At 40.2% G+C, this 16,081-nt stretch carries 11 protein-coding genes and 1 pseudogene; 5 read left to right on the top strand and 7 right to left on the bottom strand.

The window, feature by feature from the left end:
* From ilvN to K6D58_RS09590, 5 genes are all read right to left on the bottom strand, one after another.
* The coding region (gene ilvN / locus K6D58_RS09570; protein ID WP_296830122.1) for an acetolactate synthase small subunit at positions 1 to 206 on the bottom strand (206 nt) is incomplete at its 3' end.
* Positions 207 to 301: 95 nt separating this feature from the next.
* Complete coding sequence (aroF, locus tag K6D58_RS09575; RefSeq protein ID WP_296830124.1) at positions 302 to 2,242, bottom strand: 3-deoxy-7-phosphoheptulonate synthase; 1,941 nt, start codon at positions 2,240 to 2,242, stop codon at positions 302 to 304.
* 86 nt (positions 2,243 to 2,328) lie between these two features.
* Positions 2,329 to 4,821 (bottom strand): bifunctional aspartate kinase/homoserine dehydrogenase I, encoded by a 2,493-nt coding sequence (gene thrA, locus K6D58_RS09580; RefSeq protein ID WP_296830126.1) that lies wholly within the window; start codon positions 4,819 to 4,821, stop codon positions 2,329 to 2,331.
* A 131-nt stretch (positions 4,822 to 4,952) separates the two neighbouring features.
* Entirely contained in the window at positions 4,953 to 6,287 is a 1,335-nt protein-coding gene (locus tag K6D58_RS09585) for a glycoside hydrolase family 27 protein (RefSeq protein WP_296830128.1), read from the bottom strand.
* Positions 6,288 to 6,540: 253 nt separating this feature from the next.
* Entirely contained in the window at positions 6,541 to 7,695 is a 1,155-nt protein-coding gene (locus tag K6D58_RS09590) for an iron-containing alcohol dehydrogenase (RefSeq protein WP_296830131.1), read from the bottom strand.
* A gap of 158 nt (positions 7,696 to 7,853) precedes the next feature.
* Between K6D58_RS09590 and K6D58_RS09595 the strand changes: the two genes are divergently transcribed.
* Positions 7,854 to 8,732, top strand: coding sequence for a metal ABC transporter substrate-binding protein (locus K6D58_RS09595; RefSeq protein WP_296830132.1), 879 nt, complete (start codon positions 7,854 to 7,856; stop codon positions 8,730 to 8,732).
* On the opposite strand, the gene K6D58_RS09600 is transcribed toward K6D58_RS09595, so the two are convergent.
* A complete protein-coding gene (locus K6D58_RS09600; protein ID WP_296830134.1) occupies positions 8,733 to 9,662 on the bottom strand; it encodes a DNA/RNA non-specific endonuclease in 930 nt (309 codons plus the stop codon). It lies immediately after the preceding gene.
* Between the two features lie 153 nt (positions 9,663 to 9,815).
* On the opposite strand from K6D58_RS09600, the gene galT reads away from it, so the two are divergent.
* Genes galT through K6D58_RS09615 form a run of 3 tightly spaced genes read left to right on the top strand, consistent with a single transcriptional unit; the run spans position 9,816 to position 13,284 of the window.
* Positions 9,816 to 11,336: a UDP-glucose--hexose-1-phosphate uridylyltransferase gene (galT, locus tag K6D58_RS09605; RefSeq protein WP_296830135.1), complete on the top strand. Its 1,521-nt coding sequence runs from the start codon at positions 9,816 to 9,818 to the stop codon at positions 11,334 to 11,336.
* Between the two features lie 13 nt (positions 11,337 to 11,349).
* Positions 11,350 to 12,387 carry an aspartate--ammonia ligase gene (gene asnA / locus K6D58_RS09610; RefSeq protein WP_296830137.1) on the top strand — a complete coding sequence of 346 codons (1,038 nt, stop codon included), beginning with the start codon at positions 11,350 to 11,352 and terminating at the stop codon, positions 12,385 to 12,387.
* A gap of 15 nt (positions 12,388 to 12,402) precedes the next feature.
* On the top strand, positions 12,403 to 13,284 hold the full coding sequence (locus K6D58_RS09615; protein ID WP_296830139.1) for a hypothetical protein: 882 nt from the start codon (positions 12,403 to 12,405) through the stop codon (positions 13,282 to 13,284).
* Between the two features lie 134 nt (positions 13,285 to 13,418).
* On the opposite strand, the gene K6D58_RS09620 is transcribed toward K6D58_RS09615, so the two are convergent.
* Positions 13,419 to 14,912, bottom strand: coding sequence for a Do family serine endopeptidase (locus K6D58_RS09620; protein ID WP_296830141.1), 1,494 nt, complete (start codon positions 14,910 to 14,912; stop codon positions 13,419 to 13,421).
* Between the two features lie 137 nt (positions 14,913 to 15,049).
* Between K6D58_RS09620 and K6D58_RS09625 the strand changes: the two are divergent.
* A pseudogene (locus K6D58_RS09625) lies at positions 15,050 to 16,081 on the top strand (hypothetical protein); the annotation flags it as partial.

Raw genomic sequence — 16,081 nt, forward strand, 5'->3', positions numbered from 1 at the left:
AGTTTTGAAAGCTGTTTTTCTATCTGTTCAAGAATATATTCATCACCGCGAACAACAATTGTCATTCTTGATTTATCTTCTTCAGATGTTTCACATACTGTAAGGGAATCAATATTATATCCACGGCGGCTGAAAAGACCAGAAACACGGCTCAATACACCTGCATGGTTTTCTACTAAAACTGAAAGTACATATTTCTTTTCCATATTATCCTCTTTGTTAATTCTTAACTGGATTTACAATCTATTATAACAGAAAATCAGATTTTAACAACGACCCCCGGCTCATTTATACCGGGTCATTATTTACCGTCTGCATAAACTCCAAGAAGCCTGACATCTTCTGTTTTTTCCTTTAATTCACCAAGAAGAGTTTCTGCCCTGGAGTATACATCTTCTGAAGAATCTGGAAGTTCAACATCAGCATAGAACCAGCTCTTCCATAACTGACCTTTTATAGGACGGGACTCAAGGCGGGTCAGATTAAGCCTCTGCTTTTCAAAAATCCCCAGGGTATTGTAAAGGGCACCGCTTTCGTTACGGGTAGTAAAAATAAAGCTTGCCATATTAGGCCTGATATTAGACAGAACCGGAGCCTTTCTTGCCTTATCCCTGGAAGCGATAATTACAAATCTTGTAAAGTTTCCAGGATCATCTTCTATGTCTTCTGCAAGAATCTTAAGACCGTAAATCTGAGCATTTACAATACTGCCGATTGCAGCGTTGCTTTTTACTTTCTGGGAAGCAACAAATTCAGCAGCAGTAGATGTAGAAACAGAATCAATAAGTCCCCACTCCTTATGCTGATCAAGATATTTTTTTGACTGACCAAAACCCTGAGGATGGGAATAAACGGTTTTAATATCTTCTACACAGGCATCCTGTAAACCCAGAAGGGAATGACGGATATTAAGGGTAACGGAACCTACTATTTCTACATCATCAAATCTGGAAAAATTATCATAGTTCTGATAAACACTACCGTTAAGGGAGTTTTCTATTGGAATCATTCCATAATCACAGGAACCGTCAGTTACAGCCTGGAATACTTCTCCAAAAGAATCCATGGCAAGAGCCTCTGCTTCACTTGCATCAAAGTACCTTCCAATAGCCTGTTCTGCATAGGCACCCTTTTTACCGGAGTACGCAACCTGAATTTTTCCACCTTCCTTAGTAATGCCTGAAACTCCTGCAGAAACTGGTGTAAAAATATGATAAACGGATTTTCCCATTACAGGAGCAAGAGCTTCTATATCGTGCATCATTTTATCAAACTGTTCAGGAACAATAGAGAGGATTGCACCGCTTAAAGCCTTTTCCGGATTAGGGTGAACATCTACAACAAGACCATCTGCCCCGGAAGCAACTGATGCAAGTCCCATTGCAGGAATCTTTTCCCTGATACCAACAGCATGACTTGGGTCTACAATAACAGGAAGATGAGTAAGGGAACGGAGAACCTGAACGGCAGACAAATCCAGGGTATTCCTTGTAGCATGTTCAAAAGTCCTTATGCCCCTCTCACAAAGAATTACCTTGTCTGTTCCGGCAGATAGAAGATACTCCGCACTCATAAGCAGCTCTTCAAGAGTTGCAGTATAACTTCTTTTAAGGATAACAGGCTTACCTAAAGCCCCCACCTTTTTTAAAAGGTCAAAGTTCTGCATGTTGCCTGCACCAATCTGGTAAACATCAACACCATAATCTTCCATAAGGGGAATAAGACTTTCCGAAACGATTTCTGTAACAACAGGAAGACCGTATTTATCACCTGCTTCTTTAAGATACTTAAGGCCTTCTTCTCCCAGACCCTTAAAACTGTAAGGTGAACTTTGTGGTTTAAATGTGGCACTTCTTAAAAGTACGGCACCGCTTTCTGCAACCCTGGCAGCAACTTCCATAATCTGTTCACGGCTTTCTACTGCACATGGACCTGCAGCTGCAATAATTCTGTTTCCACCAAGACGGATTACCTGACCACGGGAATTAGGTATTTCTACAACTGTATTTTCTTTTTTAAATTCGCGGCTGGCCATCTTATAAGGACGGCTGATAGGAATTACTCTTTGAACTCCAGGAATAAGTTCAACTTCTGAAACATCAAGTTTAACTTTACCTACCGCAGCAATTACAGTCTCTTCTTCTCCCCTGACTTCATTAAGCTTAAAATCATGGGAATGAAGAAAAGACTCAAGATTTTCTTTCTGGGATTTTTCGATATCTTTTTTTAATACAATTACCATACTTAACCGTCCTTTTATTTTCAGGTTAAGTACAGTAAAAATAATAAAAACTACAGATCCTCAATCCTGAAAGTATTCAATCAAAATCAAAACTTAGATACATTCCAGCTTACAGTGCGGAGGATATCTCCAAATACACCGGCAGCTGTAACACCTGCACCTGCACCATAACCACGTACAGTAAGAGGAATAGGTGTATAGCGGGCTGTATGGAATACAAAGGCATTTTCTCCACCACGTACACCATAAAGCGGATCTTCAGGACCTACTTCCAGCATTCCTACAGATACCTTACCGTCTTTAATTGAGGCACCCATGCGGAGAACCTTGTTTTCCTTTTTGAGGGCAGCCATTTTATCTGCAAAGTAAGAATCCAGTTCAGGAAGTTTTTTAAGGAATTCTTCTGTTGTACCTTCAAGAGAGAATCCTTCAGGGAAGATGGAACGCATTTCAATGTCTTCAAGTTCAATTTCCATTCCTGATTCACGGGCAATGATAAGAGCCTTGCGGGCAACATCAGTACCCTTAAGGTCATCACGTGGATCCGGTTCTGTATAGCGGAGTTCCTTTGCTTCAAGAACAGCTTCACTAAACTTTTTACCTTCATCCAGCTTACCGAAAATATAAGAAAGGGAACCGGACATGATTCCGTTAAAGCCTGTAAGTTTATCTCCTGACTTAAAGAGATTCTGCAAAGTATCAATGATAGGAAGACCTGCACCTACGTTTGTTTCATAAAGGAAGCGTACGTGCATTTCGTTTGCAGTTTCACGGAGCTTGTGATAGAAGTCCATGCTCATGGAATTTGCACGCTTGTTAGGAGTTGCAATATTCATTCCTGTCTTAAGGATATCAATGTAACGCTCAGGAAGATCATAACTTGCTGTACAGTCAACAAAGATAGGATTAAGAGGTTTTGTTTCCTTTACAAATTCAAGGATTTCATCAAGGTTAGTCTTTTTACCGTCAGCCTTAACCTTGTCACGCCAGCCGTTAAGTTCAATACCGTCAGCATTAAAAATCATACCGTCGATATTTGCAATTGCCATTACGCGAACATCGATTCCCTGTTCAAGAAGAATGTCATGCTGTTCGTTAATCTGATCAAGCATTGTACCGCCGATAGTTCCTGCACCAAAGGCGTAAACCTGAATTGACTGAACTGTATTAAAGAAGAACTGATGAACAACACGTACAGCCATGTCTCCGTCTTCTGCCTTAATAACTGCAGAAATAGAGCGCTCAGAAGAACCCTGGGCAATAGCCTTAATGTTAATGTCGCGGCTTGCAAGGGAATCAAAGAAAGTTCCTGCAACACCACGCTTCTGCTTCATTGCATCACCAATAATAGAAACAATGGCAAGGTCATCATAAACTTCAATAGGATTAAGAAGCTTTGTACTGATTTCAAGGGCAAATTCTGCCTTAAGGATATCCTGAACCTTCTGAGCATAAGCCTTTCTTACACAGAAAGAAACTGTATATTCAGAAGAAGACTGGGTAATAAGAAGCACAGAAATACCTGCATTTCCAACAACAGAGAAAATACGGGAAGCCATACCCTTACGGCCTTTCATTCCGGCACCAGTAACAGAAATCATTGCACAGTCCTTAAGACAGCTGATTCCCCTTACAGGACCTGACTTTTCATCAACAAATGGACCACGGGCAATACGTGTACCCCTGGAAGCAGGATTATGAGAGTTTAAGCTCCAGGCTTCAATATTTTTTGCAGCAAGAGGAGCAAGGGTTTTTGGATGAAGAACCTTAGAACCAAAGAAAGAAAGTTCCATTGCTTCTTCGTAACTCATATCCTTTACAAGAACTGCATCCTTAATAATACGTGGATCTGCAGTGTAAATACCGTCTACGTCTGTCCAGAATTCTACCTTTGAAGAACCAAGGCATGAACCTACGATTGCAGCAGAAAAGTCTGAACCGTTACGTCCGAGAAGACCCATAACAGGTTTTGCACCGGTTCCGCTTATCCATGAACAGATAAATCCAGGGAAAAGAAGAATCTGAGCCATTGGAGCTGAACCGTCACGGTAATCAGCAAAGGCATCTGCACAATGTGAATAATCAGGATCACCCTCTTTCTGGTCTCCTGTTGTATAAATAAACTTGCGGGAATCAAGAAGGATTACGCTCTGTTTTTTTGCAAGAAGAACTGCTTCTACAATAGGAGCGCACATAAGTTCACCCATACCCATAATGCGGCAGTGAACTCCTGAAGGACATTCTCCAAATGAAGAAATACCTGTAAGAAGCTTATCCAGTTCTACAAGGTGCTCTTCGATTTTTGCCAGTACAGGCTGACTGTCAAAAGCTGATAAAGTTGATTTGATTTCGGCACAAATGTCCTGGTGAATTGATCTGAGTTCGCTTACATAAGAAGCAGCAACTCCGCCGGCAACACACCCGTCAATGGCAGCCTGAAGCTTGTTTGAAACTCCTGCTACTGCACTGACAACAACAGAAATGCGGTCAGTTTCTGCACGTCCAATCATAATATCCGTGCTGTCTAAAATACGACGGGCGGAACCCATGCTTGTACCGCCAAATTTTAATGTAAGCATAATTGTCCTCTTACGTTATTATAAATTTAATTGCAAGATAATAACAAATTCCGGGAGTCTTTACAATGTTAATATAATGCAGAGTCCGCACTGTAATGTTGCATACAGCGCAATACAATTTACCCTTTTGATTACTTTCCGGAAAGTTTAAGAAGGGCAGCTCCATGTTTATTTAAGGAAATTGAAAGTTCCGTATTTCCTTCTACAGGGAACATATCCTTACGGTTCCACAAATCCCTTACCTTATAGGTTCCGCTTTCATTTATAAAAGGAATCTCCCTAAGATTTACGCTTACCTCGGAATCCTCTTCACTTAAATTAAAGAGGGCAACAAATACATCTGTTCCCCGGGCAGGACAACCATCCCCCTGACTTGCCCATACAGCCTGACTTTCTGACCTCATAACCTGACAGGCACCATGGGAAGAAGCATTAAGGGCAAGTACTTCTTCATTCTGCAGGCGGCTCAGGCTTTCCTTATTTAAAGAAGGCAGTTCAGTTCCAAGAATAAGGGGGCTGCGGAAAATACTCCAGAGGGTTAGCATGGTCAGCTCTTCATCAGAAGTAAAATTAGACTTACGGGCAGTCTTATTCCAGCCATAGCCCAAATCCCCCATAGGAATCATGTCACAGTCAGGCCAGTTACCTGAACCTACATGTTTCTGCCATACTTCACAACGTTCAAACATATTCTTAAGAAGGCGCCAGTCATCCCAGAAATCATCTGTTATACGCCACATATTAGCGTATTTTTCCATATGCCAGGCTTTTTCTATAACTGCAGGTCCCGGACTTAAGGAAAGAACCATAGGACGGCCGCATTTTTCTATGGCAGCTGCAATCATTTCTATTTCTTTTTCTGCTGAATAAGGATTTTCTTTATAAAAGTTAGTATTACAGATGTCATCAACCTTTACAAAATCAACTCCCCACTGGGCATAAAGGTTAAAAACTGAATCATAATATTCAGCTGCACCTTTTTTTGTATAGTCAACACCATACATATCTCCGTTCCATTTACAGACACTAAAAGGATTTGCTATCTGGTCAGCAGTTGCATCACTTCCATAAATCCTTGAATGATCATGGCAGCACTGACGGGGAATTCCCCTCATAATGTGAATACCAAATTTAAGGCCTTTTTTATGACAGTATTCAGCAAGAGGAGCAAAGCCCTTTCCTCCTGCACTGGAGGGAAATCTTGCAGGATCAGGGATTTGTCTTGAATATTCATCAGTGCAAAGCCTTGTAAAAGGCACATACTGAACCTGAGGACAAAGACTTCCGGCAGCAGGATCTGCCCACTGAATGTCTACTACAATATATTCCCATCCATAAATCCTTAAATGTTCAGCCATAAAGTCAGCATTACGCTTTACATCTTCTTCGCTAACCATAGTGTTATAGTAATCGTAGCTGTTCCAGCCCATTGGCGGCCTTAAAGCTGCATTATTTTTACTGTACATATAATCCTCCCTGAATAAATCAGATAAAAGTATTTTATGAAAACCTTTTCAAATTGTCGAGTATTATTTTTCTCACTTTATTTAAAATGTGAAGGGCCACCAGAATAACCTTCCGATGGCCCCAGACAGAAAATGAACATCGAGAGAAACTCCGGACATCCACTTAGCGCATTCCCATACGCTAAATAAATTTTAACTCTCTAATTCTCATTTTCAAGCCCTGTAATATATTTTTATAAAAGCTTTTAAAATATTATTTAAGGATAGACTTATATATCTCAATCAGCTTTTTCTTGGAAATTTCCTTTGGATTTCCTCCGATACAGGCATCTTTAAGGGCACTCTCTGCCAGGAAGTCGTAATCAATCTCCTGATCCTTAACAGATTCTATCTTTTTAGGAATACCGCACTCTTTAAGAAGCTTATCTACAGCAGTCATACAGGTTTTTCTGTAAGTAGCAGCAGTAGCCTTGGCACCTACTTTTGCACCCATAGCAAGGGCAATATCCTTATATTTTGTTCCGCTGGATGGAGCATTAAATTTAAGCACAGGAGAAAGAAGAACTGCACAGGCTTCTCCATGAGGAATATCAAATACAGCACTTAAAGGATGCGCCATGGCATGAACAAGACCAAGACCACAGTTAGAAAAGCCCATTCCGGCAATATACTGGCCATAAGCCATCTGTTCCCTGGCAGCAGCCTTTCCCTTTACGGCATCCTTAATGTTTGCACTGATAATTCTGATAGCTTCAAGACAGTACATATCTGTCATCTGCCATGCAGCTTTTGTAAGATAACCTTCAATTGCATGAACAAGAGCATCCATTCCACAGGAAGCACAGAGTTTTTCCGGCATTTTTGCAGAAAGATCAGGATCTACAATTGCAACAAGAGGAATATCATGGGCGTCAATGCAGACAAACTTACGCTGACGGGTTTCATCGGTAATTACATAGTTAATTGTAACTTCTGCAGCTGTACCGCTGGTTGTAGAAATGGCAAAAAGAGGCAGGCCCTTAGCCTTGGTCTTTGAAAGCCCTTCCAGCTTACGTACATCAGAAAAATCCGGATTAGTACAGATAATGGAAACAGCTTTTGCAGTATCAATAACAGAACCACCGCCAACTGCAACAATTGCATCAGCACGGAACTGCATTGCTGTTTCTACAGCAGATTTTACGTTTAAAATAGAAGGATTTGACTTAACTTTATCAAAAATCTGATAGACAATACGATTGGAAACAAGGAGCTGGGTAACTTTTGATGCTATTTTTGCCTTTACAAGTCCGGCATCCGTTATGACTAAAACACGTTCAATTCCACGGTTTTTAAGTTCTTCAGGAAGCTTTTTAATTGAGCCACTCCCGAACCAGGATGTTTCATTTAAAATCATGCGATTTGCCATCTTTGCAACCCCGTTTGTTTTCTGAGCCTATTATGCTTATAAAAGCCCCTGTGGTCAATGAGTTTTAATAATTCTTTTCTATAATTAAGAGATTTATAATCAGTAAGAAATTCCCCTTAAGCTAGTAAAACAGGCCTTTTATCAGTATTATGTAAGTTATGAAAAGATTTTTTAACATTGCCCTGGCGGCAGTAATAGCAGTCATTTTTACATTTACAGGCTGCAGTAAAAAAAAGAATGACGGAAAATTCAAAATAACCGCAACTTTTTACCCTCTTTACATAATGCTCCTTAATATTACGGAGAATGCAGAAAATGTAAGCCTGCAGATGCTTGCTCCTGCAGATACCGGCTGTCTCCATGACTATTCAATTACCACAAAAGACATGAAACTTATAAGTCAGTCAGATGTAATTGTAGCAAATGGGGCCGGAATGGAAGATTTTCTTGATAAAGCCCTGGAACTTACAAAAGGCAGTCTTATTATTGCTTCAGAAAACTACCCTCTTATAGATCAGAATGCCCACATCTGGGTAAGCCCTGCCGGTGCAGCCCATGAAGTTAAGGTAATTGCAGAAGGTCTTGCCAGAGCCGATCCTAAAAATGGAGAACTTTATAAAAAGAATGCTGCTATATATATAGAAGAAATTAATTCACTTTATGGCAGGATGCAGGATGAATTAAAGGCTTATGAAAATTCAGCAATTATTACCTTCCATGAAGCCTTTCCTTATTTTGCCTCAGACTTTAAGCTGAATCTTACCGCTGTAATTGAAAGGGAACCGGGAACAGAACCTACCCAGAAAGAGATTTACTACCTTATGAAGCTTATCAGAAGTAAAAAGGCAGAAAACGAAAAAATAGCCCTTTTTGCTGAACCTCAGTATTCATCTTCTGCTGCAAGAATCATTGCCAACGAAACAGGCCTTAGAGTATACCAGCTTGACCCCTGCGTAACAGGAGCCCTTAATAAGGATGCCTATATTACTGCCATGGAAAAAAACCTTACAGTATTAAAGGAAGCCCTTAAAAAATAATTACTTCCAGAAATCAGGAAGAAAGCTGCTTTCCACTGCAGATTCAGTTCTGTCATCAAGAGCTGCAAAAAAGTCCAGGGAAGTGCTTTCTTCTACTTCGTCTACACTTACGGCATAATCCCAGAAAGTACCTGTCCAGCCTTCATTAGGAATAAGAAAAGCAATTGCCTGATAAGAATCCCCATCCTTTACTAAAAGAACCTTATAAAAATATTCCGGGACTGCAACCTGGTTTTCTCCGATAGAAGGGTATTCAGAAGCCTTTTTATCAAGAACAGGGCCGGTAACTACAGTAACAGCTCCATAACGCTGAGCCCATTCCCTTACCTGAGTTTCAAGATACATCCAGATTTTACGGTTAAAGGAAGGAGTCTGGGGAGTCATGTTGCTCATAAGAAAACTTTCACTCATAGAAGCCTTACTCCAGGCAAGATCTGCTGCAGGTGCAAGGTGTCCCCTGTCATAGCCGGATTTATAGTAGTCAGCAGGGCTTGCAGAACCGGTAGTAATACTGTCATCTGACCTGAAATCGTTGGTACGGCTGCTTTCTTTTACAAGTTCCTCTGAAGTTAAAGTATAGCTGACCCATTCAGCAAGTTCATAGGATTCCCGGTAACAGAGCCTGAATCCTGAATATTCATGAAGTTCGTGATCGGGGCAGTTTTTTCCCTGAATAACTGCTGGACAAAGAGGGAGTTCAAGGTCAGTAAGGGTAAGTGTCTTTACCTCCCCTTCTTCCATAAGGTCAGTCTGGCTTTGTAAATTCCTGTCTTTTTCTTCAACCTGAATCTGTCCCTGGTCCAGGCTGCTTTCCTGAGCCTGAGTCTGACTTTGAAGCCTGGCTCTTTCCTTCTGTCTGTATATAAGGACAGCAATAATAATAATTTCAATAATAAGTATAAGAATGAGCTTTTTTCTGGAAGTAGTCATGCCCAAAGTATGAATAATCAGAAAAAATATTTCAAGTGAATCTTTTATGTGAATGAATAAAGAATTAAAGTATTGTTCAAATCAGCTCTTCCAGTCTTTTTTACCATAAACTCAATTGAATTAGACTATGAATTTTTCTATAATAGTCAAATCATGAGTATCTACGAAAATATAAATGCACTAACCGGTTATGGTTTAAAAACCGGTCTCATTACAAAGGACGATATCATTTACACACAGAATCGTCTTCTTGAACTTTTTGGTCTTGATGGATTTGAAAACGACGCACAGGCTCAGGCTGTTCCTGATTTTGACCTTGGTAATAATGCCTGCAATTTTGAAGCCCTTCTTAAAGAACTTCTTGACTATGCCGTAGAACATAAGCTTATCGAAGATTCAATTGTTTACAGAGATCTTTTTGATACAAAAATAATGGGTTGTCTTGTTGCCCGCCCTTCTGAAATCAGGGCAGAATTTAAAAAGCGCTATGCTCTTTCTCCAAAAGAAGCAACTGACTGGTACTACAAGTTCTCTCAGGACACAGACTATATCCGCCGCTACAGGGTATGTAAGGATCTTAAATGGCAGTCTAAAACTGAATACGGTGACATTGATATTACAATCAACCTTTCCAAACCTGAAAAAGATCCTAAGGCAATTGCAGCTGCCCTTAACGCAAAAAAATCAGGCTACCCTGCATGTCTCCTTTGCAAACAGAATGAAGGATATGCAGGAAGGGTAAACCATGCAGCCCGCCAGACCCACCGCATTATTCCTATTACCCTTAACGGTAAGGAATGGGGACTTCAGTATTCTCCATACGTATACTACAACGAGCACTGTATTGTATTCAGTTTTGAACATACACCTATGGTAATTTCGGGAGATACTTTCCGCTGTCTTTTTGACTTTATAAAGCTCTTCCCTCATTACACAATCGGTTCCAACGCCGACCTTCCTATTGTTGGTGGTTCAATTCTTACCCATAATCACTTCCAGGGTGGTAACTACGAATTTGCAATGGCCCGCGCTTCTGTAGAAAGTGAATTCAGCGTAAAGGGTTTTGATGACGTAAAGGCCGGAATCGTTAAGTGGCCTATGAGTGTTATCCGCCTTGATTCAAAAAATCCTGATTCAGTTATTGCCCTTGCAGAAAAAATTCTTGCTTCATGGCGCACATACACTGATAAAGATGCCTTTATTTTTGCAGAAACTGACGGAGTTAAACACAATACAATTACACCAATTGCAAGAAAGCGTGGTGATCTTTTTGAACTCGACCTTGTACTCCGCAACAATATTACTACAGAAGAACACCCTCTTGGTGTATTCCATCCTCATGCAAAACTTCACCATATTAAAAAGGAAAACATCGGACTTATTGAAGTAATGGGTCTTGCAGTTCTTCCAAGCAGACTTAAGGGTGAACTCTCTGATCTTGCAAAAGCCCTCGTAGAAGGAAAAGATATTTCCAATGACGACGTACTTGGCAAACATGCAGAATGGGTAGAAGAATTCAAAAAGAACTATTCTAAAATTGATTCTTCTAACGCAGAAAAGATTCTTCAGGACGAAACAGGTAAAGTATTTGCCCAGGTTCTTGAAGATGCAGGCGTTTATAAAAGAACAGCAGAAGGCAAGGCAGCCTTCCTTAAATTTATACAGACATTGTAATCAGGGGTAACTTATGTCCAGACTTTATATTCCGGAAAACTACAAACCTATTCTTAATGTAAAGGAAACAGAAAAAGCAATTATCCTTATTAAGGATTTTTTTCAGCTCTCTCTTTCCACAGAACTTAACCTTACCAGAGTAACTGCTCCTCTCTTTGTAAAGAGTGGTGAAGGTATTAACGACGACCTTAACGGTGTTGAACATGCAGTAACTTTTCCTGTAAAGGATCTGGGCAATACACAGATGGAAATCGTACATTCCCTGGCTAAGTGGAAGCGTCTTAAGGTTACTGAACTTGGTCTTGGAACAGGTTTTGGAATATACACAGACATGAACGCCATTCGTGCTGATGAAGAACTGGACAACCTCCATTCACTTTACGTAGACCAGTGGGACTGGTGCCTTCATATGAACGATAATGACCGCACCATCATGTACCTTAAGGAAATCGTAAAAAAGGTTTACCGCTGCCTTAAACAGACAGAATTCTTTGTTTATGACCGCTACGAAGAAATCAAGCCTATTCTTCCGGAAGAAATTACATTTGTATACGCAGATGATCTTCTTAAAAAATATCCTAAGCTTTCTCCAAAAGAAAGGGAAACAGAAGAATGTAAAAAGTACGGGGCAATCTTTGTAATCGGTATTGGTGGTACCCTTCCAGATGGTTCCCTTCATGACGGACGTTCTCCTGACTATGATGACTGGACAACAGAAACCGGAGACGGACACAAGGGACTTAACGGAGACCTTCTTGTATGGAATCCTGTACTTAATGAAGCAATGGAACTTTCTTCAATGGGTATCCGCGTAAATCCAGAAACCCTTAAGATTCAGCTTAAAGAAAGAAACTGCACTGACAGGGAAAAGTTTACCTTCCACAAAAAACTTCTTAACGGTGAACTCTACCAGACAATAGGTGGCGGTATCGGACAGTCCCGTCTTTGTATGTACTTCCTCCGCAAGGCTCACATTGGAGAAACACAGGTAAGTACCTGGCCTCAGGATATGCTTGAACAGTGTCGCAAGGCTTCAATCAATATTCTCTAGGACAGAAAAAAATATATGTTCAGAACAAAGGAAGAGCTTCTTAAATTTATTACAGCTACTCAGAAAAAATCACCTGATTCCTTTGTTCAGGCAGAAATATCTGCATCCATTATTGACCAGAAAAATGCAGCCCTTCTTCAGGAACTCTGGTGTTCCCTGGATATTCCCCTGGAAGTAAACCAGAAAAATGGAGTCCTTCTTTTTGACAAAAAGCTCTATTCTTCCAAGGCAAAAATCCTTAATGATGCAGGACTGGTATTTGGTTTTGTAATGAAATACGGACAGTCCCAGGGAGACACTTTTAAGGCTTTCAGGGACAGGCTGGATTTTGCCACAAGTCTTTATCCAAACCATATAGTTTTTCCTCAGCTGGATGAATCTGAGCTTCCCCCTTCTACGGCAGTATTTTCAAGTAAAGACATGGATTTTGCCAGGGGAATTGCTTTTGCATGCAGGACTTTTTATACCGCAGGCAGGGCTGTAAGCTGGTTTAACACAATACTTGGAGCTTTAAAAATAAACCCTTCTTCTTTTTTTGCAGATTTTGATGAATGGCAGCAGTGCAACAACTGTTCCTATGTAACGGATTTTATTCCGGAAGACCATAGCCATGAAGAAATAGAAAAAATGCAGCTTAACTTTCTAAAAGAAAAATTTGACGAAAAGCACAAGAATCATCTTTTTCCTGCAGCCTGTGACATGGTAAAACTTAACGGAGCCTTCTCAAGACTGGCTGCAGAAAACGAAGAAAGCGAAGTAGAAACATCCTACAATCCGGAAGACATACTCTCCCCTTATGCCATGAATCTTGCTTCCTTTACGGAAAACGTAACTATGGAAAACTGCAGGGTAAAAATCTTCTTTAATCAGGACGAACCTGATTTTAAAATCCTTTAATTCCCTTTTACAAAAAACCGGGTTTTTTCTCCATCTCTTTTATAATAAAAAATCTTATAAATTAAAAAGCCTGCTGCAGACATAAAATACTTGTCATTGCAGGCAGGCTTTATTGTTTTATTCGATTTATTGTTTTATTTGTTAATCTTATAACGTCCCGTGCTGATTGTATGACCGTCTGAATAAATATCAAACCATACTTCTGATTTAGCCTTTGCAAGTTCAGCATAGAATTCAGCAAGAGATGTAACTTTAACATCGTTAACAGCTGTAATTACATCGTTATTCTGAATACGAAGGGCAGATGCAGGAGACTTTTCCTGAACCTGAGCTACAACAACACCCTTTACATCCTCATCTTCAATCTTAAGGGACTTTTTAATTTCATCATTAAGAGGAGATGCAATAAATCCAGGCCAGAGTTTTGTATTGTCGCCGGAAACATCTTCCTTACGTTCTTCTATTGTAACTTCTACATCCAGCTTTTCTTTACCACGGTAAAGGGTAAACTTAGCCTTTGTTCCAACAGGAAGACTTCCAACTTCCCTTACAAGCTGATTTACGTTTTTAATTTCGTGACCGTTAAGGGCAACAATAAAGTCACCGGCACGAATGCCTCCCTTAATGGCAGGTGAATTAAGGAAGATTTCTGATGCAAAGGCACCGTTCATTCCTTCTACCCCAAGATCTTTCTTAAAGCTGTCTTCTACTTCTACAAGACTTACTCCAAGCCAGCCGTAAACAACCTTACCCTTTTCGATAAACTGGTCGATTGAATTCTTTATGTTGTTAATAGGAATAGAAAATCCCAGACCCTGGTTACCGCCGGACTGAGACATAATCCATGTATTAATACCAATAATTTCTCCGTAAATATTTACAAGAGGACCACCTGAGTTACCCTGGTTAATGGCAGCATCTGTCTGAATAAAGTCACTGATTGAACCAATCTGGGAACCATCACGGCCTGTAGCACTGATGATACCCTGAGTAATGCTGGATGTAAGACCAAGAGGACTTCCCAGGGCAAGAACGATGTCTCCCTGCTGAACTTCTGAACTGTCTCCAAGTTTGGCAACAGTAAGTTTTTCTCCATCCTTTACTTCAAAAGAAACAAGGGCGATATCAACCCTTTCGTCCTTTCCTACAAGAGTTCCATCAAATTCACGGTCATCGCTGAGCCTGATTTTAATTGTAGTAGCCTTACCTGCAACATGGTTATTAGTAAGAACATAAGCCTTATTGCCAATCTGTCTTACAATAACTCCTGTTCCCAGACCTGACTGGGTATATTCACGTTCTTCATCATCTTCTCCAAAAGGATTTCCAAAGAAGAAAGGCATATCCATATCTTTAAAAGGATTGTAAGTCTTTACTTTTGTAACTTCAGTTACATCAACCTGAACTACAGCAGGAAGAACCTGGGAACTGATGGCACGGAAAGTATTCTGTAAAGCCAGAGTCATGTTCAGCGAATCTTCTGGAATCTTTACTGAAACCGGATCTACAGATTCAGCAAAAGCAACATTTGCCGAACCACTGTGAACTTTACATGAAAGTGCTAAAAAGCCGAAAGAAAGAACTGCAAGACCAACAAGACCTGCAATTTTTTTAGCTGCTGTTTTCATATAGAAAAATCCTCCGAATGATTTTTTTTACCTTATCATCATTACAATATAATGATTTTTTTTTATATTGGTTACACATTTATTGTATACAATAACAGACCTTTATATCATAATGATTTTTTGTAAAAGAGGAAATTATGCTTGAAATCAAAACAAAAAATAATGCAGCTTCCGAAAAATACACCGGAGACCTTTACGGAATATTCTTTGAGGACTTGAATCATGCAGCAGACGGAGGCCTTTATGGTGAACTTATACAAAACAGGGCCTTTGAATTCTGTCAGGCAGACAATCCTTTCTTTAATCACCTTACCGCGTGGAAAAAACATGATGGCCAGGGAGAAGTAAATCTTGTAATAGAAACAGGCTCTCCTGTAAGTCAGAAAAATCCCCATTATCTTGGAATTGATATTATTGCTCCTGGAGAAGGCACCGGTGTCCTTAACACGGGTTTTTCAAAAGGAATCCCGGTCAAAGCAAAAAATAAATATGACTTTTCTTTTTATGCCAGAAGGGAGCAGATGTTTGATCAGGCTCTTACTGCTGACCTTATTGACCAGAAGGGCCAGTCCCATGCTCATGCAGAATTTACAGTTACGGACAGCTGGAAACTTTACCAGGCAGAACTTTGTCCTGATGCAGACGGCAATGACTTTAACCTTCTTATTTCTGTAAAAGGAAGAGGCAAGGCTTACATCGACTTTGTTTCACTTTTTCCTCAGGACACCTTTGAAGGAAGAAAAAACGGACTTAGAAAAGACCTTGCAGAAAAACTCAAGGAACTTAAACCTGCCTTTTTAAGATTCCCTGGAGGTTGTCTTGTACACGATGGTTCCCTTAACTCAGAAGAACATGACAGCCAGTACCGCTGGAAGAATTCAATAGGAAGAATAGAAGACAGACCTTCAAGAAGAAATAACTGGGGCTACAACCAGAGTCTCGGCCTTGGCTTTTACGAATATTTTCTCTTATGTGAAGATATTGGAGCAAAAGCCCTGCCTGTATTACCTGCAGGATACGATCCTCATCACTTCAGGTCCTGTCCTATGGATAAGATGGATGAATTTATTCAGGACGCCCTGGACCTTATTGAATTTGCAAAGGGTTCTCCTGATACAAAATGGGGAAAAATAAGAAGTCAGCTGGGACATGAAAAACCTTTTAATATT

Origin of the sequence: Treponema sp. (assembly GCF_024696245.1) — a bacterium.
In the GTDB taxonomy this organism is placed as follows: Bacteria; Spirochaetota; Spirochaetia; order Treponematales; family Treponemataceae; genus Treponema_D.